Origin of the sequence: Methylocystis sp., from assembly GCF_046349115.1 — a bacterium.
Lineage (GTDB): Bacteria > Pseudomonadota > Alphaproteobacteria > Rhizobiales > Beijerinckiaceae > Methylocystis.
The window spans coordinates 19,159-42,146 of the sequence record NZ_JAXMCX010000002.1 but is presented as its reverse complement, the minus strand read 5'-3'; the positions used below and the strand labels follow the sequence as shown (position 1 = coordinate 42,146).

27 protein-coding genes are annotated in these 22,988 nt (G+C 63.4%); 15 read left to right on the top strand and 12 right to left on the bottom strand.

Annotated elements, in window-relative coordinates; all coding sequences use genetic code 11:
- Nucleotides 1-104 precede the first annotated feature (104 nt).
- Both infA and U1E20_RS05965 read left to right on the top strand, forming a co-directional pair.
- Nucleotides 105-323: a translation initiation factor IF-1 gene (gene infA / locus U1E20_RS05970; RefSeq protein ID WP_016920926.1), complete on the top strand. Its 219-nt coding sequence runs from the start codon at nt 105-107 to the stop codon at nt 321-323.
- 24 nt (nt 324-347) lie between these two features.
- Nucleotides 348-986: a Maf family nucleotide pyrophosphatase gene (locus U1E20_RS05965; RefSeq protein ID WP_409979691.1), complete on the top strand. Its 639-nt coding sequence runs from the start codon at nt 348-350 to the stop codon at nt 984-986.
- A 3-nt stretch (nt 987-989) separates the two neighbouring features.
- On the opposite strand, the gene alr is transcribed toward U1E20_RS05965, so the two are convergent.
- Both alr and ybgC read right to left on the bottom strand, forming a co-directional pair.
- Nucleotides 990-2,126: an alanine racemase gene (alr, locus tag U1E20_RS05960; protein ID WP_409979690.1), complete on the bottom strand. Its 1,137-nt coding sequence runs from the start codon at nt 2,124-2,126 to the stop codon at nt 990-992.
- Nucleotides 2,127-2,183: 57 nt separating this feature from the next.
- Nucleotides 2,184-2,609, bottom strand: a complete 426-nt coding sequence (gene ybgC / locus U1E20_RS05955) for a tol-pal system-associated acyl-CoA thioesterase (protein ID WP_409979689.1) — start codon at nt 2,607-2,609, stop codon at nt 2,184-2,186.
- Nucleotides 2,610-2,808: 199 nt separating this feature from the next.
- Here ybgC and U1E20_RS05950 point away from each other — a divergent pair, with 199 nt between their 5' ends.
- Both U1E20_RS05950 and U1E20_RS05945 read left to right on the top strand, forming a co-directional pair.
- The gene (locus tag U1E20_RS05950) at nt 2,809-3,468 is read left to right on the top strand and encodes a peroxiredoxin (protein ID WP_409979688.1); all 660 of its coding nucleotides are present in this window, start codon (nt 2,809-2,811) and stop codon (nt 3,466-3,468) included.
- A 21-nt stretch (nt 3,469-3,489) separates the two neighbouring features.
- Nucleotides 3,490-4,527, top strand: coding sequence for an MBL fold metallo-hydrolase (locus tag U1E20_RS05945; protein WP_409979687.1), 1,038 nt, complete (start codon nt 3,490-3,492; stop codon nt 4,525-4,527).
- 43 nt (nt 4,528-4,570) lie between these two features.
- Here U1E20_RS05945 and ruvB read toward each other — a convergent pair whose 3' ends face one another.
- Nucleotides 4,571-5,611: a Holliday junction branch migration DNA helicase RuvB gene (ruvB, locus tag U1E20_RS05940; RefSeq protein WP_409979686.1), complete on the bottom strand. Its 1,041-nt coding sequence runs from the start codon at nt 5,609-5,611 to the stop codon at nt 4,571-4,573.
- A 61-nt stretch (nt 5,612-5,672) separates the two neighbouring features.
- Here ruvB and U1E20_RS05935 point away from each other — a divergent pair, with 61 nt between their 5' ends.
- Nucleotides 5,673-6,254, top strand: coding sequence for a Uma2 family endonuclease (locus tag U1E20_RS05935; RefSeq protein WP_409979685.1), 582 nt, complete (start codon nt 5,673-5,675; stop codon nt 6,252-6,254).
- A 10-nt stretch (nt 6,255-6,264) separates the two neighbouring features.
- Here U1E20_RS05935 and ruvA read toward each other — a convergent pair whose 3' ends face one another.
- Genes ruvA through U1E20_RS05915 form a run of 4 tightly spaced genes read right to left on the bottom strand, consistent with a single transcriptional unit; the run spans nt 6,265 to nt 9,047 of the window.
- Nucleotides 6,265-6,879, bottom strand: a complete 615-nt coding sequence (gene ruvA / locus U1E20_RS05930) for a Holliday junction branch migration protein RuvA (protein WP_409979684.1) — start codon at nt 6,877-6,879, stop codon at nt 6,265-6,267.
- Entirely contained in the window at nt 6,876-7,241 is a 366-nt protein-coding gene (locus tag U1E20_RS05925; RefSeq protein ID WP_409979683.1) for a hypothetical protein, read from the bottom strand. Before U1E20_RS05925 ends, ruvA begins: the two co-directional genes overlap by 4 nt.
- Nucleotides 7,238-7,747: a crossover junction endodeoxyribonuclease RuvC gene (gene ruvC, locus U1E20_RS05920; protein WP_409979682.1), complete on the bottom strand. Its 510-nt coding sequence runs from the start codon at nt 7,745-7,747 to the stop codon at nt 7,238-7,240. Before ruvC ends, U1E20_RS05925 begins: the two co-directional genes overlap by 4 nt.
- 58 nt (nt 7,748-7,805) lie before the next feature.
- Entirely contained in the window at nt 7,806-9,047 is a 1,242-nt protein-coding gene (locus tag U1E20_RS05915; RefSeq protein WP_409979681.1) for a dicarboxylate/amino acid:cation symporter, read from the bottom strand.
- Between the two features lie 130 nt (nt 9,048-9,177).
- On the opposite strand from U1E20_RS05915, the gene U1E20_RS05910 reads away from it, so the two are divergent.
- The gene (locus tag U1E20_RS05910) at nt 9,178-10,689 is read left to right on the top strand and encodes a choice-of-anchor I family protein (RefSeq protein WP_409979680.1); all 1,512 of its coding nucleotides are present in this window, start codon (nt 9,178-9,180) and stop codon (nt 10,687-10,689) included.
- 111 nt (nt 10,690-10,800) lie between these two features.
- Here the strand turns inward: U1E20_RS05910 and U1E20_RS05905 are convergent, their stop codons facing one another.
- Nucleotides 10,801-11,238 carry an iron-sulfur cluster assembly scaffold protein gene (locus U1E20_RS05905; protein WP_409979679.1) on the bottom strand — a complete coding sequence of 146 codons (438 nt, stop codon included), beginning with the start codon at nt 11,236-11,238 and terminating at the stop codon, nt 10,801-10,803.
- Between the two features lie 254 nt (nt 11,239-11,492).
- Between U1E20_RS05905 and folE the strand changes: the two genes are divergently transcribed.
- The 3 genes from folE (at nt 11,493) to U1E20_RS05890 (ending at nt 13,694) form a co-directional block, all read left to right on the top strand.
- A complete protein-coding gene (gene folE / locus U1E20_RS05900) occupies nt 11,493-12,122 on the top strand; it encodes a GTP cyclohydrolase I FolE (protein ID WP_409979678.1) in 630 nt (209 codons plus the stop codon).
- Complete coding sequence (gene hisI, locus U1E20_RS05895) at nt 12,122-12,529, top strand: phosphoribosyl-AMP cyclohydrolase (protein ID WP_409979677.1); 408 nt, start codon at nt 12,122-12,124, stop codon at nt 12,527-12,529. Before folE ends, hisI begins: the two co-directional genes overlap by 1 nt.
- A 115-nt stretch (nt 12,530-12,644) precedes the next feature.
- Nucleotides 12,645-13,694, top strand: a complete 1,050-nt coding sequence (locus tag U1E20_RS05890) for a patatin-like phospholipase family protein (RefSeq protein WP_409979676.1) — start codon at nt 12,645-12,647, stop codon at nt 13,692-13,694.
- A gap of 105 nt (nt 13,695-13,799) precedes the next feature.
- Here U1E20_RS05890 and U1E20_RS05885 read toward each other — a convergent pair whose 3' ends face one another.
- Both U1E20_RS05885 and U1E20_RS05880 read right to left on the bottom strand, forming a co-directional pair.
- Complete coding sequence (locus tag U1E20_RS05885; RefSeq protein ID WP_409979675.1) at nt 13,800-14,231, bottom strand: CBS domain-containing protein; 432 nt, start codon at nt 14,229-14,231, stop codon at nt 13,800-13,802.
- A gap of 49 nt (nt 14,232-14,280) precedes the next feature.
- The gene (locus U1E20_RS05880) at nt 14,281-14,985 is read right to left on the bottom strand and encodes a rhomboid family intramembrane serine protease (RefSeq protein WP_409979674.1); all 705 of its coding nucleotides are present in this window, start codon (nt 14,983-14,985) and stop codon (nt 14,281-14,283) included.
- A 330-nt stretch (nt 14,986-15,315) separates the two neighbouring features.
- Between U1E20_RS05880 and U1E20_RS05875 the strand changes: the two genes are divergently transcribed.
- The 6 genes from U1E20_RS05875 (at nt 15,316) to U1E20_RS05850 (ending at nt 21,058) form a co-directional block, all read left to right on the top strand.
- Nucleotides 15,316-15,891, top strand: a complete 576-nt coding sequence (locus U1E20_RS05875; RefSeq protein WP_409979673.1) for a PAS domain-containing protein — start codon at nt 15,316-15,318, stop codon at nt 15,889-15,891.
- A gap of 267 nt (nt 15,892-16,158) precedes the next feature.
- Nucleotides 16,159-17,076, top strand: a complete 918-nt coding sequence (locus tag U1E20_RS05870) for an outer membrane protein (protein ID WP_409979672.1) — start codon at nt 16,159-16,161, stop codon at nt 17,074-17,076.
- 268 nt (nt 17,077-17,344) lie between these two features.
- Nucleotides 17,345-18,274 carry an outer membrane protein gene (locus tag U1E20_RS05865; RefSeq protein ID WP_409980357.1) on the top strand — a complete coding sequence of 310 codons (930 nt, stop codon included), beginning with the start codon at nt 17,345-17,347 and terminating at the stop codon, nt 18,272-18,274.
- A gap of 259 nt (nt 18,275-18,533) precedes the next feature.
- The gene (locus tag U1E20_RS05860) at nt 18,534-19,472 is read left to right on the top strand and encodes an outer membrane protein (RefSeq protein ID WP_409980356.1); all 939 of its coding nucleotides are present in this window, start codon (nt 18,534-18,536) and stop codon (nt 19,470-19,472) included.
- A gap of 147 nt (nt 19,473-19,619) precedes the next feature.
- Complete coding sequence (locus U1E20_RS05855) at nt 19,620-20,411, top strand: autoinducer binding domain-containing protein (RefSeq protein ID WP_409979671.1); 792 nt, start codon at nt 19,620-19,622, stop codon at nt 20,409-20,411.
- Nucleotides 20,408-21,058: an acyl-homoserine-lactone synthase gene (locus U1E20_RS05850; RefSeq protein ID WP_409979670.1), complete on the top strand. Its 651-nt coding sequence runs from the start codon at nt 20,408-20,410 to the stop codon at nt 21,056-21,058. Before U1E20_RS05855 ends, U1E20_RS05850 begins: the two co-directional genes overlap by 4 nt.
- Nucleotides 21,059-21,104: 46 nt before the next feature.
- Here U1E20_RS05850 and U1E20_RS05845 read toward each other — a convergent pair whose 3' ends face one another.
- Nucleotides 21,105-21,254 (bottom strand): hypothetical protein, encoded by a 150-nt coding sequence (locus U1E20_RS05845; protein ID WP_409979669.1) that lies wholly within the window; start codon nt 21,252-21,254, stop codon nt 21,105-21,107.
- Nucleotides 21,255-21,418: 164 nt separating this feature from the next.
- Nucleotides 21,419-22,885 carry a helix-turn-helix domain-containing protein gene (locus tag U1E20_RS05840; protein ID WP_409979668.1) on the bottom strand — a complete coding sequence of 489 codons (1,467 nt, stop codon included), beginning with the start codon at nt 22,883-22,885 and terminating at the stop codon, nt 21,419-21,421.
- Nucleotides 22,886-22,988 lie beyond the last annotated feature (103 nt).

Genomic DNA, 22,988 nt, shown 5'->3' with positions numbered 1-22,988 from the left:
GCCGAATTCCGCTCCCCGGCCGGGGCAGCGGGTTTTTCGCATTTTTCGCGCTTTTTAAGCCGCGCAGCCTAAGTCGCGGCGGAAAGCGCCCTGCAAGGAACCACATGGCCAAGGAAGAACTGCTCGAATTCCCGGGGATCGTGACCGAACTGCTGCCGAGCGCGATGTTTCGCGTCAAGCTCGAAAACGACCATGAAATCATCGCCCATACCGCCGGCAAGATGCGCAAGAACCGCATCCGCGTGCTGGAGGGCGACAAGGTGCTCGTCGAAATGACCCCCTATGATTTGACCAAAGGCCGTATAACATATCGCTTCAGGTAATTTCCTTCTGGCGGAGCGACCGTCTTGACAGCCCATCCTTCCATCGCCCGTCCCAAGCTCATTCTCGCCACCGCTTCGCCGCGGCGCCTGGCGCTGTTGCAGCAGGCGGGGCTCGACGCCGACGCGCTGCTGCCCGCCGACATCGACGAAACCCCGCATCGCGGAGAATCGCCGCGCGCCTATGCAATCCGAATCGCCTCCGAGAAGGCGGCCGCCGCAGCCAAGCTCAGGGCGTCGCGGCCCGAGCTGAAGGATTCATTCCTCATCGCCGCCGACACCGTCGTCGCCGTCGGCAGGCGCATCCTGCCCAAGGCCGAGACGAGGGAGGAGGCCGACGAGTGCCTGCAACTCCTGTCCGGACGCCAGCACCGGGTCTATTCGTCGGTCAGCCTGATCACCCCGCGCGGCTTCGAGCGCAAGCGGCTCGCCGAGGCGCGGCTGCGCTTCAAGCGCCTCGGCTCGACCGAGATCGAAGCCTATCTTGCGACCGGCGAATGGCGCGGCAAGGCCGGCGCCTATGCGATCCAGGGACGCGCCGGCGTGTTCGTGGTGAAGATCGTCGGCTCCTACACGGCGGTCGTCGGCCTGCCGCTTTATGAAACGCTGTCGCTGCTGGCCGGGGAGGGATATCCCGTGCTCACGCCGTGGTTCGCGATGGCGTAGGCGTTAAGGGCCGACGTAGCGCCGCGCGAATCGCGCGCCGAGCCGGGTGAGAATCTCATAGCCGATGGTGCCGGCCCGCGACGCCGCTTCCTCGACGCAGATGTCGTCGCCCAAAAGCTCGACCCATTCGCCGCGCCGCGCGGCGTCTTTCGGCGCATGGGAAACATCGAGCACGACATAATCCATCGAGACGCGGCCGATGAAGGGACAGCGGACGCCCCCGACCAGCGCTTCTCCCGCCGGCTTGCCGTCGCAGCCGGTGGCGCCGACCGGGACGCCGTCGGCATAGCCGACGCCGATTGTCGCGATTCGCGTGCGTTGCGGCGCCGACCAGAGCGCGTCATAGCCGACGCAGGCGCCAGGCTCGATCTCGCGCGTCGACAGGATGCGCGCCATGAGCCGCGCGACCGGACGCACCGGACATTCGGCATAAGGCGTCGGATTGCCGCCATAGAGCGCATAGCCGGGCCGAATGAGATCGAAATGCGGGCGCTGCGGCAGGAAAACAGCGGAGGAATTCGCCATCGACGCCGGAATGTCGGAAAAACGCGCGCGGGCGTCGAGGAAAGCCTCGATCTGGCGTTCATTGCGGGGTTCGTCGCGCATCTGCGAACAGACGAAATGGCTCATCACCAGGGTCGGCGTGATCTGGCGGGCGCGCTCGGCCGCCTCGGCCGCCTCATGGATCGGCACGCCGAAACGATTCATGCCGGTGTCGAAATGGATGGCGGCTTTCGGCCTATGGCCCGTCGCCGCCCATTCGTCGATTTCGCCGAGCGAGCCCAGGGCGGGAATGAGATCGGCGGCGACGAGGCGGCGCGCCGCGCCGGGCACGAGCCCGTCCAGGACATAGATCGTCGCGTCGGGGGCGGCCGCCCGCGCCGCTTCGCCTTCGACCAGATTGGCGACGAAAAAGGTTCGGCAGCCGGCCAGAAGCAGCGCGCGCACCGCCGGCGCAAGTCCTAACCCATAGGCGTCGGCCTTCACCACCGCGCCGCATTCGGCGCCGGATGCGAGGCGCGCCAGCATCCGCCAATTGTCGGCGAGGGCGGCAAGATCAACGGTCAAAACGCCGGTTTCCGCCGGATCCAAGGGTTCAGTCCGGGGCAGCAGTCGCGCGGCGGGTTCGATGATTCCCATCTCGACGCCATTTTAGGCGGTAAAAGGCGGCGTCTAGATGGCGGCGCGACGCTGAGGCTAATCCGGCCGCAGACTCTCGAATTTGGCCCGCACCTCCGGGGGCAGGCGGCGGGCGCGGCCGGCCTCGACGCAGACCACCGTGACTTTGGCGCTGACCAGCAGCTCGGCCTGCCGCAGCACCCGCTGCTCCAGCGCGAACGAAGCCCCGCCGATTTCTCGGGCCTCGGTTTCGACGGTCAGGAGATCGTCCATTGTCGCCGGCCGGCGAAAATCGATGTCCATCGAGCGGACGACGAAGAAAATCGGCGCGCCGGCGGCGCCGTCCAGCAACGCCTTCTGATCCAGCCCCAGCGCGCGCAGCATTTCCGTGCGCGCCCGCTCCATGAAGCGAAGATAGGAAGCGTGGTAGACGAGGCCTGAAAAATCAGTGTCCTCATAATAGACGCGGACGGGAATGCGGTGGGGGACAAAAACATTCGTCATCAAGGCTCGATAAGGCTCCCTGCGGGACCGCGCCCGGCGATCGTCAGCTTTTCTATGGGATTTAACGGGGAGAGGCTATGAACCGCGGTCAGTCCTTGATCCGAGGCACGAAAGTCGCATCATGGGGCTATGATGCGCCTCGGGCGACAGAGAGGCGCCGGCGAGACGACGAAACGAAGAATAGCGGAGGAGCTCCCACATGTCTTTCCAGATTGGCGACACGGCGCCGGATTTCGAAGCCGACACCACCCAGGGACGAATCAAATTCCACGATTGGATCGGCGATTCCTGGTGCATTCTGTTCTCGCATCCCAAGGACTTCACCCCGGTCTGCACGACCGAGCTTGGCTATATGGCGAAACTCGAGCCCGAATTTAAACGGCGCAACGTCAAAGTCATCGGCTTGAGCGTCGACCCGGTCGACAATCACGCCAAATGGGCGGTCGATATTACCGAAACGCAGGGCGCCACCCCGCATTATCCGATGATCGGCGATACCGACCTCAGCATATCGAAGCTCTACGGCATGCTGCCGGCCGCCGCCTCGGGCGACGCCAGCCAAAGGACGCCGGCCGACAATCAGACCGTGCGCAATGTCTTCGTCATTGGACCGGACAAGAAGATCAAGCTGATTATCGTCTATCCGATGACGACGGGCCGCAACTTCGACGAGGTGCTGCGCGTGGTCGATTCGCTGCAGCTGACCGCCAAACACAAGGTGGCGACGCCGGTGAACTGGCGGCCGGGCGACGATGTGATCATCGCCGGTTCGGTCTCCGATGAAGACGCGAAGAAAATCTATCCGGACGGCTGGAACGCGCCGCGGCCTTATCTGCGCATCGTTCCGCAACCGAAATGATCCGCGCGCAAGAGGCGCGCCATGATGTTTCGACAACTGTTCGATAACGCGTCGAGCACATACAGCTATCTCCTCGCCGGCGATCGCGGCGGGGAGGCGCTGATTATCGATCCGGTGCTCGATAAGGTTGATCATTATCTGCAGCTGATGCGCGAACTTGATGTCCGGCTGGTCAAGGCCGTGGATACGCATACCCACGCCGATCACATCACAGGATTAGGCGCGCTGCGCGATCGCACCCATTGCGTGACCGTGATGGGCGAACGCAGCAATGCCGACGTGGTTTCGATGCGCGTCCGGGAAGGCGACCGAATCCGCATTCCCGGCGTCGAGCTCGACGTGCTCTACACGCCGGGACATACCGACGATTCATATAGTTTCATGATGCCGGACAGGGTCTTCACCGGGGATACGCTGCTGATTCGCGGCACCGGGCGCACTGATTTTCAGAATGGCGACGCGAGGGCGCAATACGACTCGATTTTCGGCAAGCTGCTGAAGCTTCCAGATTCGACGCTCGTCTATCCCGCCCATGATTACAAGGGCGATACGGTCAGCACGATCGGCGAGGAACGGGCGTTCAATCCGCGACTGCAGGTCAAGTCCATCGATGATTATGTCGCGCTGATGGAAAGCCTGCATCTCCCCAATCCGAAAATGATGGATGTCGCGGTGCCGGCCAACAGGCATATCGGCCTGCATCAGGAAGAAATCGCCGAGCGCGGCTGGTCGTTGACCCCGCAAGAGGCGCTCGGTCTTCTCGATCAGCCGTCGATCGCTCTCGTCGATCTGCGTGAAGCGCGCGAACGCGAAGTGAACGGCATCATTCCTGGGTCTCTTCACCTGCCCTATGACGAGCTCGGCGAAAACATTCGCGATGGCGGCCTTTTGCATGAGCTTGCGGTCGCCGCCGGCAAGCGCGTCGTGTTTTATTGCGCCTATGGCGAGCGTTCGGCGATGGCGGTCGTGGCCGCGCAGGAGGCGGGATTAACGTCGGCCCGGCACATTCAGGGCGGACTCGACGCCTGGATCAAGGCCGGCGCGCCGATCGTCCGATAGCCCGGACATACGCCAATCCATGCTCGCTGTTAATCGCAGCCAGCTATTCCTCGCCTTCTTCAAACAGTCCGAACTGGCCTTGAGGCCTTGCCGGCTCGGCGAGGCCGAGGTGGCGGAAGGCGTGCGGCGTCAACAGCCGTCCTCGCGGCGTGCGCTGCAAAAAGCCCTGCTGCAGAAGGAACGGCTCAATAATGTCCTCGATCGCGTCACGCGGCTCGGAGAGCGCCGCGGCAATCGTCTCGATGCCGACCGGCCCGCCGCCAAAATTGACGGCGACAAGACTAAGGTAGCGCCGGTCCATCACGTCGAGCCCGATCGTGTCGACCTCCAGCAGCGACAAAGCGCGGTCGGCGAGCTTGCGGGTGATTGCGCCGGCGCCGTCGACGATGGCGAAGTCGCGCACCCGCCGCAGCAGGCGCCCGGCGATGCGCGGCGTGCCGCGCGAGCGTCGGGCGATTTCCTTCGCGCCGGCGTCGTCCATGCCGATCCCTAGGACGCGCGCGCCGCGCTTGACGATCAGCTCCAATTCTTCCGGCGTATAGAAATTCAGCCGGACGGGAATGCCGAAACGGTCGCGCAGCGGCGTGGTCAAGAGTCCCGCTCGCGTCGTCGCGCCGACGAGGGTGAATTTCGCCAGATCGATCTTCACCGAACGCGCCGCCGGGCCTTCGCCGATGATGAGGTCGAGCTGGAAATCCTCCATCGCCGGATAGAGAATTTCCTCCACCGCCGGGTTCAGGCGATGAATTTCATCGATGAACAGCACGTCGCGCGCTTCGAGATTGGTGAGCTGGGCGGCGAGGTCGCCGGCCTTGGCGATCACCGGGCCGGAAGTCGAGCGGAAATTGACGCCAAGTTCGCGCGCCACGATCTGGGCCAGCGTGGTCTTGCCGAGGCCCGGCGGGCCGACAAGCAGCACATGGTCGAGCGCCTCGCCGCGCGTCTTCGCCGCCTCGATGAAGACCCGCAAATTGGCGCGCGCCGCCTCCTGGCCGGTGAAATCGGCGAGCGACAGCGGCCGCAGCGACGCGTCGGCGTCGTCGTCGCGTTGTTCGGGGCTTAGAAGGCGCGCGGGCGTGGTCAAACGGGCGGCTCCATGCGCTGGCGCGGGCGCTGTGCTAAGATGCGGCAAACGGAGCCGCGCCGTGAATCGCCCGTCCTCGCAATATGAGTATATGTCCCTCGACGATTTCGAGGAACTTCTCCCCGACAAGCCCGCCGACGAGAAATGGGAGCTGATCGGCGGCCGGGTCGTGTGCATGATGGAGGGCGCGCGGTGGGAGCATCACCTCATCGCGCAGAATCTGGCTTTCGGGTTGCGTCGGCGGCTCTATGAGAAAGGCGCAGGCTGCCTAGTCTTTCTTGAAACCTTTTATATGAAGAAGAAATCGGTCGAGTCCGCGACCTTGCCCGACGTGATGGTCCGTTGCGGCCCCATGGAGCCGGGCGCAACTTCCGCTGACGACCCCACCGTGCTCGTCGAAGTTATGTCGGATGGCGGCAAGGCGCGCGACCGCTTCGAAAAATGGGCTGTTTATCAAAAGCTCCCAAGTCTCAAACATTACGTACTGGTTGAGCGCGATCGGGCGCATATCGAGGTGTTCGATCGTATCGGGGAGGAATGGGGGGTGCGTATCCTCGACGGTCTCGAGGCTACACTCGATCTGCCGGCGATCGGCGTTCGTGTGCCGCACGCCGAAATCTACCAAAGCGTGATCGCCGCCTGATCGCGCGCGCTCAGCGCGCGAGTTCGCGCAGGCCCTGCCGAATCAGCGCGCCGGCTTCGGCGGCTTCGCCGAGCTGCTTTAAACTTTCCGCCACCGCCGCGGCCGCCTGCGGGCGGCCGTAACCGAGATTGACCAGCGCCGAAATCGCATCGCGCGCGGCTGACGGCGCGCCCTCTCGCTCTTCGCCCGAGAGGCGGGCGAGGGCGGGGTCGACCGCGCCGAAGGCGGGCGCCTTGTCTTTAAGCTCCGCGACGATGCGCGCCGCGAGCTTCGGGCCGACGCCGGGCGCCCGCGCGACCGTCGCTTTGTCCTGCATGGCGATCGCCGAGGCGAGATCATTGGCGGAAAGAATCGACAGAATCGCCAGCGCCACTTTGGCGCCGACGCCCTGCACGCTCTGCAACAGCCGAAACCAGTCGCGCTCCGCCTCGCTGGCAAAGCCGAAGAGGCGGATCGAATCTTCGCGCACCTGCGTCTCGATGGCGAGCGACGACGCCTCGCCGACGCGCGGCAGTTTTTGCAGCGTGCGCGACGAACAATGCACGACATAGCCGACGCCATTCACGTCGAGGATGACGAAGTCCTCGCCGTAGCTGTCGATGAGTCCCTTGAGCTTGCCGATCATGGCGCGCAGCGCGTGAAAACCGCGCTCTTCGTTGCATCCGCCCAGACAATCTGCTGGCCGGCGGCGTCGACGATGAGAGTAAACGTCTCCTTATGAGGCTTCATCGATTCCTCGCCGACGCAGGATGTGGCGTTCGCCTTGTAGATGGCGCGGGCGCCCTTGTTTTCGGTCTGATCGTAGTCGACGCCCTTGCAGCTGAAGGTCGGCAGAACCGCCTCGTTTTCGGTGAGCGTGACGAAATAATCCTTCGCCGTGCAGGCGGCGGCGTCGAGCGCATAGCGCCCGATAGGCGAATCCTTGCCGACCGAGGCGGCGAGCGCCGGCGCCGACATCAAAGCGAGGATTACGGCGAGGCGTCTCATCCAATCTTCTCCTTGAGGGCGCGCGCGCCGCGATGCTGCGCATGGCAGATCGCGACGGCCAGCGCGTCGGCGGCGTCGGCGCTGGTCGCGCCGCTCGCCGGGAGCAGCACGCGCACCATCATCTGCACCTGCGCCTTCTCGGCATGGCCGGCGCCGACCACGGTTTTTTTCACGAGATTGGCGGCATATTCGGCGATGACGAGCCCGGCGAGGGCGGGGGCGGTCAGCGCCACGCCGCGCGCCTGTCCAAGCTTTAGGGCCGATTGCGGATCGCGATTGACGAAAGTTTCTTCGATCGCCGCCTCATGCGGCGCATGATCGGCGATGACGCCCATCAGCCCCTCATGCAATTGCCGCAGCCGCGCGCCCATATTGAGGCTCGCGTCGGAGCGCACGCGCCCGCAGGCGACGAAGGAGAGCCGCGAGCCCTGCGCCTCGATGACGCCCCAGCCGGTGTTGCGCAGGCCGGGATCAATGCCGAGGATGCGAATCGGGGCAGGGGTCATGCTGCAAGCGTAGGCGGAAAGCGGCGTCGGGGCGAGACTCTTGCGGCGTCTCGGCTTTTTAGGTCGGTCGCGTATCAGGCTGCTCGCGCGTTTTTCCGTCCAGCAGACAGCTGACCGTCACGTCGCCCATGACATTTATGGCTGTCCGGCAGCGGTCCAGGAACCAGTCGACGGTGAACAGCATCGCGATGTAGTCGGTGGGCAGCGCCACGGCCTTGAACACCATGGTCATCGTCACCAAGCCGGCTTCCGGAATGCCGGCCGCCCCGACCGACGCGACGACCGACGTCACGACGACGATGAACTGCTGGCTGAGCGTCAATTGCATGCCGAGCAATTGCGCGACGAACAGCGCCGACATGGCTTCGTAGAGCGCCGTGCCGTCATTGTTGAAATTCGCGCCGACGAGCGCGCCCATGCTGGCCGATTGTTCGCGCAGTCCGACATTTTCGCGAAGGCAGGCGTAGGTCACCGGCATGGTGGCGGTGGAGCTGCCGGTCGAAAACGCCATCACCAGCGCGTCGCGAACGCCGCGAAGCACACGGAGCGGCGGCGCCCAGGACTCCAGTCTCACGCGCATGAGATAATAGCCCGCCTGCAGCGTCAGCGCCGCGAGGACCGCGACGACAAAGCCCCCCAGTGCGAGAAAATCGCCAAAGCCTTTCACGCCGATGATGCTCGCGACAATGCCGAAAACAGCCAGCGGCACCAGTTCGATGATCCAATGCAGAATGGTGATCAGGCTCTCCAGCGCCACGTGAACGAGGTCTTCGACAGTGCGCACCTCATGATGGCGCAGGCTTCTCAGGGCGACGCCCATCGCCAACGCGATGAAGATGACGCCCATCACCGCGCCATTGTCCGAAAATGGCCCGGCGATGCTCTTGGGCACGTTGTCGAGGAATTGCGCGAGCGGATTGGCGGCGGCAGCGGCCTTGGCGGGCTCATGCGCCGGCACAGCCTCCGTCCATGAACCGGGTTGAAGGACGTTCGCGACAAGGAGACCGATGCCGATCGCCACCAGCGTGTTTGTCGCCAGCAGCGTGACCAGTCGCAGCGCCTGCCGTCCGCCAAGATGGGCGCGCATCAGCGCCTGCACGATCGCCAGCAGGATCAGCGGCGGCGCAAGCGCGCCGAGCAGGCGCAGGATGAGCTTCGCCGGAATTTCCAGCGGCGCGGCGTCCTGCCCAAAGGCGACGCCCACCGCGACGCCGACCGTCGCCGCGCCGAGGATGCGAAGGTAAAGCGGCGCTCCGCGCCACCAGCCGAGGACTTCTGAATCTTCCCGATCGAAGGTCAACCGCGCCGCTCCTGTCGCGGCTCAGCATAAGCCCGATGCGGTCGCGAAAGAAGGATGTCATCCGGCTGAAACGTTTCCCTTAGATAGCACTGTCGAGCCATAGCTTCTCGAATTTCGGAAAGATTTGCACATGCGCCTGACTAACAAACTGTGCGCCGGCGCGGCCTTGCGCGGCCTGTCCATCGCTCTTGCGTCATTGTATATCGGCGGCGCGTCGGCTGAGCCGACGCTGTCAATCGAAACCCGCCGCGTCTGGAGCTATTCCCACGCGCTGAGCAATGTTCCAGGACAAAAGTCGGAAATCGTCGCTTATGACGAGCGCAACGACACGCTGTGGGTGGCGGGCGTCGTCGGCGTCGACGTGCTTGAACGCGCCACCGGCAAATGGATCCGCAACATCAGCATTGCGCCCTATGGCGGGGTCAACAGCGTGGCGATCCACGACGGGCTTGCCGCGCTTGCGGTAGAGGCCAGCGATCGCTCGCAGCCTGGCGTGGTCCTCTTCATCAATACGCGCACCGGACAGCTCGTTGGCGACCCGCTCACCGTCGGCGCATTGCCGGACATGGTGACTTTTACGCCGAACGGCCGCATGGCGCTCGTGGCCAATGAAGGCACGCCCAATCCGCGCACGACCGGCCAGCCCTGTCCGGTGGATCCGCCCGGCAGCGTCAGCCTGATCGATCTGTGGACGCGCAATGTCACGACGCTGCCGATCAGCCCGATGCTGCCCGGCTATGCCGAGCTTCGCCAGTTTCCGGCGATCGGCAACGGCACGACGCGCCCCGATATGTGTCCTTACGATCCGGAGCCGGAATATATCGCCGTCGACCCACGGGGCGAAAAGGCCTATGTCGGCCTTCAGGAAGCCAATGGCGTCGCCGTGCTGGACTTGCGAACCCGCCGCTTTGAGCGGGTTTTTGGCCTTGGCCTGAAAGACTTCAGTCTGCCCGGCAATGGCATCGACCCGAATGATCAGGACGGCGTCATCAAGCTGCAGCAGGTCCCGGTAAAGGGACTTTATCAGCCCGATTCGATCGACGCCTATGAACATCGCGGCCGCACCTATCTGGTCATGGCCAATGAAGGCGATGCGCGGGACAATGGAAGCAACGACGGCGAGGACGAGCGTCGCGGCTCCGCCGGCAACTCCAGCGTGGAATATGTGCCGGATGGTTCACTGCTCGGCCGACTGGTGATGTCGAACGTCGAGTCGAGCCGGGACAATCTCGTCGCATTCGGCGGCCGGTCGTTTTCGATTCGCGAGACTTCGGGCCGCATCGTGTTCGACAGCGGCAATCAGCTCGACGCCGAGGCGATCAGCCGCGGCGTCTATGACGATGGGCGCAGCGACAACAAAGGCGTCGAGCCGGAAGGCGTGGCGCTGATGCATGTCGAGGGTCATGTGCTGGCCTTCATCGGCCTTGAGCGCACGACGAAGTCGGCCGTGGCGATTTACGACGTCACCAGTCCCTTCGCGGTTCGCTTCCTGGACACGATCGTCAGCGACGGCGATATCGCGCCGGAAGGCGTGACCGCGCTGCGCGTGCGCGGGCGCAATTACCTCGCGGTCGCAAACGAATCGTCCGCTACGACCTCGCTGTTCGAGATTCGCCTGCATCAAGGCTGGGTTTCGCGCTGAACAGTGAAACGGTTGCGGGTGGGCGGTAACGCCTTTGCGCCTCGCGCGTGTGGACATGCCGCGAAGTCTCGCGGGATCGGCGGCGGGGACGAGGGTTGCGCAGTGTCGCCCTCAAAGAGAGGGCGCGGCCTCCGCCTTCCCCACCGCTTCCGCCACCGCGTCAAACGCCAGCATTGTCGAACCATGGCGCGCCTTATAATCGCGCACCGGCTCCAGCACCGCGAGGTCGGCCCATTTGCCGGTCGGCGGCGGGCCGTTCTCCTTCAGCATTTTGCGCAGCGCCTCGCGCGCCTCGCGCAGCTCCTGCGGGGTCGAGCCGACGATGTTGCGGGCCATGATCGAGGCCGACGCCTGGCCGAGCGCGCAGGCCTTCAATTCTTGCGCGTAATCCGCCACCTTCCCGTCGCGCAGATTGAGATCGACGGTGATCGTCGAGCCGCAAAGCTTGGAATAGGCGGAGGCGGTGGCGTCCGGCCGCGCCAGCCGGCCGAGGCGCGGAATATTTCCGGCAAGCTCCAGAATGCGTTGATTATAGATGTTGTTCAGCATCGCCGCCGGCGCTTCCAAAGCCGAGGCCTTACCATCGCCTCGGTAAATCTCTATATAGGTTTTCGCGCGACCTCGCGAAAGCGATCGCCGCGCCGGGGCCGTCGACGGCCCTGTTCGTCTCGAATTCTCGCGTGATCTCGACACCATCAGGAGAGGGCGACGATTTGAGGGGCGCCTTGCACGTTTCGTGCTAGGCGGGAGGCGGCCGACGCGCTTTTGAGCGCGGGCGGCAAGAGTTTAGTCGGAGGCGCCACATGGATGACGTGGTTAAGACCTTTCCCCTTTCGTCGCTGGAGCCGCCCCCGCAGATCGAGCGCCCGAGCCGCGAAGAGGCGGAGGCCGCCGTGCGCACGCTGTTGCGCTGGGCCGGCGACAATCCCGATCGCGAAGGCTTGCGCGACACGCCGCGCCGGGTGGTCAAGGCCTATGAGGAATTCTTCAGCGGCTATCAGGAAAGCGCCGACGAGGTCCTCTCCAAGGTCTTCGAGGAGGTCGAAGGCTATGACGATCTCGTGCTGGTTCGCGACATTCCCTTCACGTCGCATTGCGAACATCATGTCGTGCCCTTCGTCGGCAAGGCGCACATCGCTTATTATCCCAATGGCGGGGTGGTAGGCCTCTCCAAGCTCGCCCGGCTCGTCGAGATATTCGCGCGCCGCCTCCAGACCCAGGAGGCGATGACCGCGCAGATCGCCGCGGCGATCGACGAGGCGCTCGCGCCGCGCGGGGTCGCCGTGATGGTCGAAGCGGAACATATGTGCATGTCGATGCGCGGCGTGATGAAACAGGGGTCGTCCACGGTCACCATGCAGTTTTCCGGCGTGTTCCGCGACGATCCGGCCGAGCAGGCGCATTTTTATACGCTGCTGCGCGGAGCCCGCTGATGGCGCCGGCCGTCAAGGAGCAGATGGACAAGAGGGATGTGGAGGAGGGGGTCGTCTTCGCGCCGAAATTCGACGCGCATGGCCTCATCGTCTGCGTCACCGTCGAGGCTGCGACGCGCGACGTGCTGATGGTCGCCTATATGAATCGGCTCGCCCTCGACAAGACGATCGAGACCGGCTTCGCGCATTATTGGTCGCGGTCGCGGCGCGAGCTTTGGCGTAAAGGCGACACCTCCGGCCAGACCCAAAGGGTTCTGTCGTTGCGCGTCGACTGCGATCAGGACGCCTTGCTGCTCGAAGTCGACGTCGGCGGCGACGGCAAAGCCTGCCATACCGGGCGGAAATCCTGCTTCTACCGGGCGCTCACGGGCGATGGCGCGCTGGTCTTTGCCGCCGAGGGTGAATAAGGCGACGCTATCTGACGGAAAGTTAACCTGAAAGCCATTTTCAAGGCGCAGCCTGATCGCCAAATATGTCTTGCGCCGATTCAATCCCAAGGAGAGAGCCGAGCAGGAACGCCGCATGATATCGCTACGCTCACGCAATCTTCAGAATAACGGCGCCGACGCCGGCAGCGCGATGACGGGCGCGCCTCTCGCCCCGCCGACCACCGTGGTTCGCACGGCGGATGCCCAGGCGAAGCACGAGAGACGCGGACAGCCGACCATCGGATTGGCGCTCGGCGCCGGGGCGGCGCGCGGCTGGTCGCATATTGGCGTGCTGCGCGAGCTTTCGGCGCATGGCATCTATCCGGATGTGATCGCGGGCACGTCGATCGGCGCGGTGATCGGCGGCTGCTACGCCGCCGGCAAGCTCGATGCAATCGAAAGTTTCGCGCGCTCGCTCACCAAGCGGCGCGTCTTCACGCTGATGGACCTTTCCTTTTCGGGCGCCAGCCTGATCACCGGCGAAAGGCTGCGCGCCGCGCTGGAGAAGGAGCTCGCCGATATAAAAATCGAAGAGCTGCCGATTCCCTTCGCGGCCGTCGCGACCGAGGTCGGCACGGGTCATGAAGTGTGGCTGCAACATGGATCGGCGGCGCTCGCGATCCGGGCGTCCTATGCGCTGCCGGGCATTTTCGAGCCGGTGCGGATCAGCGACCGCTGGCTGTTCGACGGCGCGCTGGTCAATCCGGTGCCGGTCACCGTTTGTCGCGCGCTTGGCGCCGAATATGTGATCGCGGTGAACGTCACCGCCGACACGATGTATCGCGCGCGGGTTATTCGCGACGATCCGGCGGCGCTGAAACGCGCCGCGGAGGCGGGGCCGTTCGCGGGCAAGGCCGACCTCTCCTTCGCTGATCGCTTCCTGCCGCGCTATTTTGACCGCCAATCGAGCGACGCGCCGAATGTCGCCACGGCGATGATCGACGCGTTCAACATCATTCAGGACAGAATCCTGCGTTCGCGGCTGGCCGGCGACCCGCCTGACGCGACCATCACCGCGCGCATGGAGGAAGTCGGGATGTTCGACTTTCACAAAGCCGAGCAGCTCATCCATGTCGGCAGCGAGGCGACGAAGCGGGCGCTGCCGAATATTTTCGCCCACATCCCGCTGCCGACCGCCGTTTGATCGAAGTCGGCGCCGCGATTCAGCAGCACCGACGCCGGCCGGTTCGCGCCCGTGCGAGCCTCCTGGCTCGCCAACGCTCGCGATTCAGTTAGTTCTTGGCGTCGCCTAAGCCTGGGCGATGTATTCGCGCATCGAGCGGTGTTCCTCCTCGATGACGCGTATCCGGTATTTCACCACGTCGCCGATCGAGACGAGGCCGACGAGCCGGGCTTCCCGAACCACCGGAATGTGCCGGCGCCGTTCGACGGTCATCACCCGCATCGTATTCTCTACCGCGTCCTCTTCCCGGGCCGGTTCGGGATGATGCTGCATGAAGGACGAAATGGGCTGCGTCATCGCTTCCGAACCATTGAGCGCGACCGCCGAAACAATGTCGCGCTCGGCGATGAGTCCCATCAACCGGCCGATGTCGTCGAGAATGACGATCGCGCCGATCCTGTATTGCATCATCAGCTGCGCCGCCTCTTGCAGCGTCGTGTCGGCGCTCGCCGTCACCACCTCTCTTCCTTTCTCCGCGAGTATGTTGGCGATCGTCATCTGGCCCTCCTCCAGTCTCTCGACCGCGCTCCCCGGCGGCCGAAAGGCGTCACAGCGAATTCGAAGCTCGTCGGCCGTCGCGGTCAAAAAAGCCGAAAAACAGCAGGCCGAACAAAAATCCCCCGACATGCGCCTCCCAGGCGATGGCGCTCGACGCGCCGGCCGCCCGAGGAAATGCGCCAAGAAGCAGGTTGGCCGCCAACCAGGCGATGAGGAAAAACATCGCTTGCCGGTTGAGCGCCAGTTGCGACAGAGAGGTGGAGCTTCGTCCCTTGTCGTATGGCGCCTGCGTGCCCCTCGCGTCCGCCAGTCGCGCGCCTGGCGTAAATGCGAAACGCACGATTGCCCCCATTGTTCCTGAGATTGCGCCCGACGCCCCGACAACCGGCGCGATTTCGTATGGATGCAGCGCAAGAAAGAACAACGCGCCCGCGCCTGCGCTCGCCGCGAGAAACAGCAGGTAGCGGGCGGCGCCGAACCGGCGTTCGACCGGCGTGCCGAAGGCGGCAAGCGCGAATATATTGACCACAAGATGCGTCCAGTCGCCGTGCAGCATCGTATAAGTCACCATCGTGAAATATTCGGCGCCGCCTTCGAGCGTCACCCGCGCCGGGACGAAGGCGAATGTCGTCAACAGCCACTGGCTGAATTCCGCAGGGCCGTAGGCGACGACGAATTGGATTGCCGCCAGCGCGACGATGAGCGACTTGGTCGCTTTCGGAAGATTGAAGATTGGCTCCCGCGCGGCGGGCATGTTGGCTCCTGTCCGTTTTCCGGGCGAGGGCCCGCAGAGACTCGATGCTAATCCAGCGCAAGTGGTCTAGGCGAGCGTCCCGATTTGAAGCGCCCGGCGGCGCCGGCCGAGCCACTGTGTCACGTCCCGATCGATTCGGACCAGCGCCGCCAAAATGTCTCATCTTATTGTTTTAAAGCCTCACTTTGAGTTGGTGAAGGATCGCGCCGCGGCGCTGCGGCCGCCACTGTGGCGATGGCACGAGCGCTGCTGTATCGGCGACAGGGCGCAAAGATTCGAGGGCGGCGTGCCAATCCGGGGCGGGTGCGCAAAAGCGTCGGACGAAAATAGATGAGACTGCCGGTTACGAGGGATCTTCACGACTATTGGGGTCGATTGAAGGGCAAGCGGGCGGCGCCGGATCGGGCGGACATCGATCCCTTAGCGATTCGCCAGATCCTGGCTGACACATTCATCATCGAAGTGGACGCCTCCCGTCGCTTTCCGATTCGGCTCTGCGGCGCGCGAATCAACGCGCTCTGGCTCGCCGAACAAAAGGGCCTCCATTTCCTCAACTGGTGGTCGAGCCGGCATTGTCACGACATCGCCGCGGCGCTTCGCCAAGTCGTCGACAATGAAACGCCGCTATTGGCCCACGCCACGGCGCCGGAGGGCGGCGAATCGACCGAATTCGATCTTCTGCTTTTGCCGCTACGCTGCTTCGGCGCCAGGCGTTCCCGAGTTTTGGGGTCGCTTGCGCCGGTTCTGGTGCCTGCGTGGCTGGGACTGCGCCCAATCGGACAGCTCGACCTCGTCGCCGCGCGGACCTTGCCTGAAAAAGTGGTGGAAGCGCCAGTCGACGATTGGTCCCTCGGCCCGACGAGGCGGATGGCCACGGCCGGCGGCGATTCCCGCTCCTTTCCCTGATCGAGCGCTGGTTGCGAAAGGCCGCGGCGCTGAGGCTTTCGCTCGTCACGCCGCAACGCGGTCAAGCGCCGCGTCGCAATTCGCTGTGGCGCCGGCGCAACACCTCCTGGAAATCCAACCAAACGCTAGGGAAACTAGGGAGTTTTGAATTGACTGTGCGCGGTTGCGACTGATTGATTGCGTCCATAGCGAGCAATCGCTGTTTGGTTCCACCGGGGTCGTTCGGGCGAAAATTTTTTCGCCTTAATCTAGGCAATGAGGATTCAAATGAAAAAAACACTTTCCATCGCCGCTCTGGCGCTCGCGATGACCGGATCGGCCTTCGCAGCGGATCTTCCGCACTACAAGGCGCCTCCGCCGCCGCCCCCGCCGCCGCCGCCCCTGTGGACGGGCTTCTACGTCGGTCTGAACGCTGGCGGCACATGGAGCAATAGCAACAACACCACCGTTCAGAGCGCGACTATTTTCAATAATGCTGCGGTTCTGTCGCCTTTGGGACTCACATATGGCCCTGCAGCCGCTCTCGGTTCGAGCGGCGTGGTGTCGTCGCAGAACAGTGGCTTCATTGGCGGCGGTCAGATCGGCTACAACTGGCAATTCTACAATAGCTTCGTCGCGGGTATCGAGGCTGATATTCAAGGGATCGCTGGTTCAAATAAAGCCGGGAATTATGCCACTATCGTCGATCGTGGTCTGCCGGCCGCGGGCACGAATTTCGTAGGCACATTCGCAACTACTTCCCGAAGCCTGGACTATCTGGGCACGGTGCGAGGCCGTCTTGGTTGGCTATTTACCCCGACCTTGCTGGTTTATGGCACGGGCGGCTTGGCATATGGCGGCGTTAATTCTTCAGTGAGTTTCATTGGCCTCCAGATTCCTAACACCGGCTCCTCCCCTTTTTCCGGCGCTGGGGCGTTTTCCGATACGCGGGTCGGCTGGACGGCTGGCGGAGGCGTCGAGTGGATGTTCTGGCCCAATTGGTCGGCAAAGGTCGAGTATCTCTACTATGATCTCGGCACCGTGGCTTATGCAAACTCTGCGAGCGTCGCGACTTTGATTGCGACAGGCGATACGACCTTCGTCAATATCTCACAGACGAGGACGCGTTTTAACGGCAACGTTGTCCGCGCCGGCGTGAACTATCACTTCAACTGGGGGGCGCCCCCGGTCGTTGCGAAATACTGATCGACCGAACAGGTCGCATCACGGAAAGCCCGGTCCAAAAGACCGGGCTTTCTCTTTTTGGGTGACGACTCCGATTGAATTTCCCCTAGGCATCGCAAGTGTATCTTTGGCGCCACATCCTCCGAGAATGTGTTGCCGTCTTCAGCTAATTCCCTTTCTCGCGATTGACTGTGTGCGCCCACTCCGTGTTTGAGTGAGCGCATAAGCAGTCGTGAGAGTTTCTGAAGTCCAGGCCTCGCGACGCTTCGGGTCGGCGGAGAAAATGCAGATGAAAAATTTCCTTCCTCAAAAATTGCTTGCCGTAACGGCTTTGGCGCTTATGTCCGGCGCGGCCCTCGCAGCCGATCTTCCGCACTATAAGGCGCCTCCGCCGCCGCCCCCGCCGCCGCCGCCCCTGTGGACGGGCTTCTACGTCGGTCTGAACGCTGGCGGCACATGGAGCAATAGCAACAACACCACCGTTCAGAGCGCGACTATTTTCAATAATGCTGCGGTTCTGTCGCCTTTGGGACTCACATATGGCCCTGCAGCCGCTCTCGGTTCGAGCGGCGTGGTGTCGTCGCAGAACAGTGGCTTCATTGGCGGCGGTCAGATCGGCTACAACTGGCAATTCTACAATAGCTTCGTCGCGGGTATCGAGGCTGATATTCAAGGGATCGCTGGTTCAAATAAAGCCGGGAATTATGCCACTATCGTCGATCGTGGTCTGCCGGCCGCGGGCACGAATTTCGTAGGCACATTCGCAACTACTTCCCGAAGCCTGGACTATCTGGGCACGGTGCGAGGCCGTCTTGGTTGGCTATTTACCCCGACCTTGCTGGTTTATGGCACGGGCGGCTTGGCATATGGCGGCGTTAATTCTTCAGTGAGTTTCATTGGCCTCCAGATTCCTAACACCGGCTCCTCCCCTTTTTCCGGCGCTGGGGCGTTTTCCGATACGCGGGTCGGCTGGACGGCTGGCGGAGGCGTCGAGTGGATGTTCTGGCCCAATTGGTCGGCAAAGGTCGAGTATCTCTACTATGATCTCGGCACCGTGGCTTATGCAAACTCTGCGAGCGTCGCGACTTTGATTGCGACAGGCGATACGACCTTCGTCAATATCTCACAGACGAGGACGCGTTTTAACGGCAACGTTGTCCGCGCCGGCGTGAACTATCACTTCAACTGGGGGGCGCCCCCGGTCGTTGCGAAATACTGATCGACCGAACAGGTCTCAACGTAGAAGCCCGGTCCATCAGACCGGGCTTTTTCGTTGCGGACAACGGCTCCGATTGACTTTGCTTTCGACATCGCAATGCGTCTTTGGCGCTACATCGTCCAAGTATTTATTCCGGCCTTCCCTCTATACCCCTTATTGCGATTGACTGTGCGCGTCTGCTCCGTGGTTGAGTGCGCATCGGCGGTCGCAAGAACTTCCGCCGCAGCTGTGACCCTTCGACCAGGCGGCAAGAATGCAGATGAAAAAGCTCCACTCAAGAAAAATGGTTGCCGTGTTCGCTTTGGCGCTGTCGTCAGGCGCCGCGATGGCCGCCGATCTTCCCCACTACAAGGCGCCGCCGCCCCCGCCGCCTCCCATGTGGACGGGCTTCTATGTCGGCCTGAACGCGGGCGGAACGTGGGGCAACAGCAACGCCGTGTGGACCACGTCGGCCCCAATTTTCGCCTTGGGCGGCGGCGCGGCCACGACCCTTTTGGCCGCGAGTTCCGCGCTGGGCGCCTCGGCCGTTTCGCCGGGAAAAACCAGCGGATTTATCGGTGGCGGCCAGATCGGCTACAACTGGCAGTTCTACAATAGCTTCGTTGCGGGCGTCGAAGCCGATATCCAGGGCGTCGCCGCGAGCAACAGCAACACGACGGCGGGCACCGCTGTCGGCGCGTTCCCCTTCATCGGCGCCGCCGAGGTTCTCGTGACAGGGATCGCCGCTTCGAAGAGACTCGATTACATCGGAACGGTTCGGGGTCGTCTTGGCTGGCTCTTCACCCCGACTTTGCTCGTCTATGGCACAGGGGGTCTGGCTTACGGCGGCGTTTCCGTGTCAACCGGGATCACTCAGTTCAACAATGACTGCGCTCAATTCCCGGGCGCCTGCCTGGCGCCTGCCGCTTTCTCGTCCGGAGCCTTTTCCGACACGCGCGTCGGCTGGACGGCCGGCGGCGGACTGGAGTGGATGTTCTGGCCGAACTGGAGCGCGAAGGTCGAGTATCTTTATTACGATCTCGGCAATGTCAGCTATTCCGCCGGCGTTCTTGCGACTGGCGGCGACACGTTGTTCGCTGGCGCCATCGCCGCGGCGGTGGTTATGCAATCGCACACCCGCTTCAACGGCAATATCGTTCGCGCCGGCGTGAATTATCACTTCAACTGGGGCGCGCCCCCCGTCGTCGCGAAATTTTGATCCTGAACGATCGAAATCGAAGGAGCCCGGCCGAAAGCCGGGCTCTTTTTTGTTCGTCTTGCCAGCGGTTATGCGCGCGCGGCGCATTGCCTGATTCGGGCCTAAGCATTATCAGATTACTGCTTGGCTCGCGCTTGATGGGCGAAAATGTATCGCGAAGACGTTTTCGATCTGATCGATCGGCTCGCGCGCGCCGACAGGCGATCCATTCTCAACAGTTTCCTCGACGAATTCCTGCACGAGACGGGCCTCGCCGACGTCGCTTACGTCGCCTTCAATCTCCCAACGGAAGGCGCAGACCGCGCCCTGCTGTCCGCCGCTTGCGGGCCGAATTGGCGTAAGCTCTATGTCCAGTCCGGCCGCGTCGACCTTGGACCCTTGCTGCGCGCCGGTCTGGGCGGCGTCGCGCCAGTGGACTGGGGCGCGCTGGAGCGCGACGATCCAATCATTGGCAAATTGCTCAGCGAAGCGCTCGAGCTTGATGTTGGCGCGACTGGCGTCTCGTTTCCCCTGCGCGGCCGGGATGGCGCATATGCGCTGTTCAACGTCGCTGTCCCGGACGCCGGGCTGTCGGCGATGTCGCGCCAAGATTTTATCCGCCGGCTCATGGTCGCGAGCGCGATCTTCCACGCGACGGTCCGGCACGTCTCCGCATCCCGAACATCGCGCGGCGATCTTCTGACCGACCGCGAGCTCACCTGTCTGCGCCTCAAGGCGTCGAAAAAAACCGATGGCGAGATCGGCCTCGCCCTCGGCGCCAGTTCGAGTGCCGCGCGATTCTGGTTGGAAACGGCGCGCGCGAGGCTTAACGCCGCGACGGTCGCCGCCGCGATCGAAATCGCGGCGCGAATGGGATCGGAGCGGCCTGTCGGCGAGGCGCCTTCCGCCTCGCTCAATTCAATTCCTCTCGCGCCGTCGATCGTCTGGCGCGCGCGATGATCGCGCTGCTTCCCGGCGAATCGCGCGCGCTCTATCCTCGACTGACCAAAGACATGTACGGCCTGCGGCTGAGCGCCGCCCGGGCGCGCGGCGATCGCCCGCCGGGCGCGGCCAATCAGCTGGCGGTCGTCGATTATTTTGATTCGCTCGATCCGCTTTACGTCCTGGCGCTCGATGACGCGGAGCGAATCGTCGGCGCATTGAGACTGTTGCCGACCACCGGCGAGACGATGCTGAATGATGCTTTCGGGCCGCGTTCGCCGCAGTTTGCGCGAATCGAAAGTCCGTTGATCTGGGAAGCCAGTCGCCTGACTTTGTGCGCGAGCGAAAATTGTCAGCCGCGGCAGCCGCTCATCGATCGCGCGATTGGCGAAATCGGCGTGGCGCTGAACGGGATCGCCACGAATGCGGCGCTGACGCATGTGATCGGCGTTTTCGACAGCGCCGCCCATAGATCGCTGTCGCTTCGCGGCTGCACCGGCGAAGCGCTCACGCCGCCGATGAGCCTGGACGGCTCGGAATATAATGTCGTTCTTTATGAAGTCGGCCCAGCGATGGACGCGCAATTCCTCCGGCTTGGCGGCAAGGACGCTTGCCGGCCGGTCGATCTCGCCAGCCTCGAAAGCGCACGCTTTCGCGGGCGCTAATTTTTAAAACTCGCCGACGGGCGGCGAGCGAGGCTTATGCGCGGGCTCAGGCGTTGACGATCGCGGTGATCGCCAGCGTGATGGCGGCGGCGGCGGCGAAGATCGAAAGAATCGCAGAGATGGCGTTCATGGCGCTTTGTCCTATGGCTCGCAGCCCTGTGGAGACGAATGACCGCACCGGGAGCAGACGCGACAATTTAGCGCATCGACTTCATATTTAGCCAAGTGGGAAAAGCTGCTGCGATGCCGTAGACTTGCCGCTCGACGGTGCGCTGCGCCGGTTCGCTTCGCCTCCGGTATTCCAATTTCAATCAATCATTACTCCGTCAAGTTGCAGGCGCCTGTGCGGCGCAATGACGATTAATCCGGCAACGACATAAGCTTAGCTTTGAGGTCGCCGATTTCCAGCTCGGCCTTAACTTGGTCGCTGACGTCATATTGCACGCCGAGGAAATACAGGAGCCGCCCATCGGGGTCGAACAGGGGCGTTATGTTGAGCCTGTTGTGAAAGAGCGTCCCGTCCTTGCGGTAATTGCGCAGCGTGACTTCGACCTGCTGGCGATTGCCGATGGCTTCGCGCAATCGCAGTCTTCCCTCCTGGTCTCGATCGTCGGCTTGAAGAAAGCGGCAGTTGCGGCCGATCACCTCGTCGAGTTCATAGCCGGTGATTCGCGTGAACGGCCGGTTGGCGTAAATGATCGGCAAGTCTTCGAGATCGGGGTCGACAAGGGTGACGCCGTTGACGCAGGCGTCGAAGATGGTCGTGAGCATTTTCGGAAGAATTTCCGTTTCCTTTCGCAAAGCGAAAAGCTGCCCCTTGTTCTGACTTCTGGCGCGCGCCCAAACCCGATAGGCGCTCGGCGCCATGCCGGCGACGCGGTGGAAAGCGCGGCGAAAGCTTGCCTCGTCGGCGAAGCCGGCGCTGGATGCGAGTTCCTTGACCGGCTTGGCGCTGGTCTCGAGCAGCATCCGCGCGGTCTCGACCCGAATCCGATCGATAAATGTCTTCGGCGATTCTCCGGAGGCTTGCTTGAGCTTTCGGTGCAGCGTCCGCTCGGAGGTCGAAAGCGCCCGCGCCAGCTCTTGAGCGTTGAACGACGAGTCGGACTGCCGAACGATCCGCTCCGCCTCGGCGAGAAAGGCGTTCGCGCCTTCGTTCAACGTCGTCGCGCGATAGGCGGCAGGGCCGCGCGGGGCGCCTTTCACCAGCGCCGCCTCGCCAACGGTGAAATCCGCGGCGACCCGCGCGGTGTCGACCCCGCAAAGCGCTCGAACGACGTGCAAGGCGACGTCGATCCAGGAAAGCGGGCCGGCGGCGGTGACGATCCGACGATCCTCGATCAACCGCGCGCCCCATGCGGCGTCGATCCGCGCATAGCGCTGCCTCAGCTCCTCGTGATGCCACCAGCTTGTCGTGCAGCGTCGGCCGTCGAGGAGCCCCGCTTCGCCGAGAAGAAACACGCCCGAACCGCAGCCCGCGATCAGCGCGCCCCGCGCATGGTGGCGGCGCAGCCAGGCCGCCGCCGGCGAGAAGCGAGACATGTCCGGCGGCTGGCCGTCCTTGTCCGGCGAGAAGCTCGGCACGATGATTGCGTCGCAGGCGGCGATCGCCTCGAAGGAGGCGGCGACGGGAAAACTCGCTCCCGTAGGATCGCGGACCGGCTCGCCATCCGCGCTCGCGGCGACGACGTAGAAAGGGTCGTCCGCGCTTTGGCCAGGCGCGCTGGCGCGGACGATCGCGCGGCGCGCTAGCGCCAAAAGGTCGGTCAGTCCTATGAAAGCCGAGCCCAGGCATTGGTTTAGGCCGGCAATGACAATCTTACGCATTCGCCTCTACTTTTGGCGAATTATGGTGCCTGTTTGGCGATTGCGCCATCCTGACCTAAATTACTTCTAATCCCATCCTGTTCTGGTCGGGGCGTCTTCGCTT

Bases quoted from the DNA above. Each gene is read 5' to 3' on its own strand.
- ruvC (WP_409979682.1), bottom strand. From the start codon at position 7,747: ATGACCCCTGCCCCGATTCGCATCCTCGGCATTGATCCCGGCCTGCGC.
- U1E20_RS05865 (WP_409980357.1), top strand. From the start codon at position 17,345: ATGAAAAATTTCCTTCCTCAAAAATTGCTTGCCGTAACGGCTTTGGCG.
- U1E20_RS05850 (WP_409979670.1), top strand. From the start codon at position 20,408: ATGATCGCGCTGCTTCCCGGCGAATCGCGCGCGCTCTATCCTCGACTG.
- U1E20_RS05885 (WP_409979675.1), bottom strand. From the start codon at position 14,231: ATGACGATCGCCAACATACTCGCGGAGAAAGGAAGAGAGGTGGTGACG.
- U1E20_RS05910 (WP_409979680.1), top strand. From the start codon at position 9,178: ATGCGCCTGACTAACAAACTGTGCGCCGGCGCGGCCTTGCGCGGCCTG.
- U1E20_RS05925 (WP_409979683.1), bottom strand. From the start codon at position 7,241: ATGAGACGCCTCGCCGTAATCCTCGCTTTGATGTCGGCGCCGGCGCTC.
- U1E20_RS05905 (WP_409979679.1), bottom strand. From the start codon at position 11,238: ATGCTGAACAACATCTATAATCAACGCATTCTGGAGCTTGCCGGAAAT.
- U1E20_RS05860 (WP_409980356.1), top strand. From the start codon at position 18,534: ATGAAAAAGCTCCACTCAAGAAAAATGGTTGCCGTGTTCGCTTTGGCG.
- hisI (WP_409979677.1), top strand. From the start codon at position 12,122: ATGGCGCCGGCCGTCAAGGAGCAGATGGACAAGAGGGATGTGGAGGAG.
- alr (WP_409979690.1), bottom strand. From the start codon at position 2,126: ATGGGAATCATCGAACCCGCCGCGCGACTGCTGCCCCGGACTGAACCC.
- ybgC (WP_409979689.1), bottom strand. From the start codon at position 2,609: ATGACGAATGTTTTTGTCCCCCACCGCATTCCCGTCCGCGTCTATTAT.
- infA (WP_016920926.1), top strand. From the start codon at position 105: ATGGCCAAGGAAGAACTGCTCGAATTCCCGGGGATCGTGACCGAACTG.
- U1E20_RS05880 (WP_409979674.1), bottom strand. From the start codon at position 14,985: ATGCCCGCCGCGCGGGAGCCAATCTTCAATCTTCCGAAAGCGACCAAG.
- U1E20_RS05840 (WP_409979668.1), bottom strand. From the start codon at position 22,885: ATGCGTAAGATTGTCATTGCCGGCCTAAACCAATGCCTGGGCTCGGCT.
- U1E20_RS05950 (WP_409979688.1), top strand. From the start codon at position 2,809: ATGTCTTTCCAGATTGGCGACACGGCGCCGGATTTCGAAGCCGACACC.
- U1E20_RS05875 (WP_409979673.1), top strand. From the start codon at position 15,316: ATGAGACTGCCGGTTACGAGGGATCTTCACGACTATTGGGGTCGATTG.
- U1E20_RS05890 (WP_409979676.1), top strand. From the start codon at position 12,645: ATGATATCGCTACGCTCACGCAATCTTCAGAATAACGGCGCCGACGCC.
- U1E20_RS05855 (WP_409979671.1), top strand. From the start codon at position 19,620: ATGTATCGCGAAGACGTTTTCGATCTGATCGATCGGCTCGCGCGCGCC.
- U1E20_RS05870 (WP_409979672.1), top strand. From the start codon at position 16,159: ATGAAAAAAACACTTTCCATCGCCGCTCTGGCGCTCGCGATGACCGGA.
- folE (WP_409979678.1), top strand. From the start codon at position 11,493: ATGGATGACGTGGTTAAGACCTTTCCCCTTTCGTCGCTGGAGCCGCCC.
- ruvA (WP_409979684.1), bottom strand. From the start codon at position 6,879: ATGATCGGCAAGCTCAAGGGACTCATCGACAGCTACGGCGAGGACTTC.
- U1E20_RS05945 (WP_409979687.1), top strand. From the start codon at position 3,490: ATGATGTTTCGACAACTGTTCGATAACGCGTCGAGCACATACAGCTAT.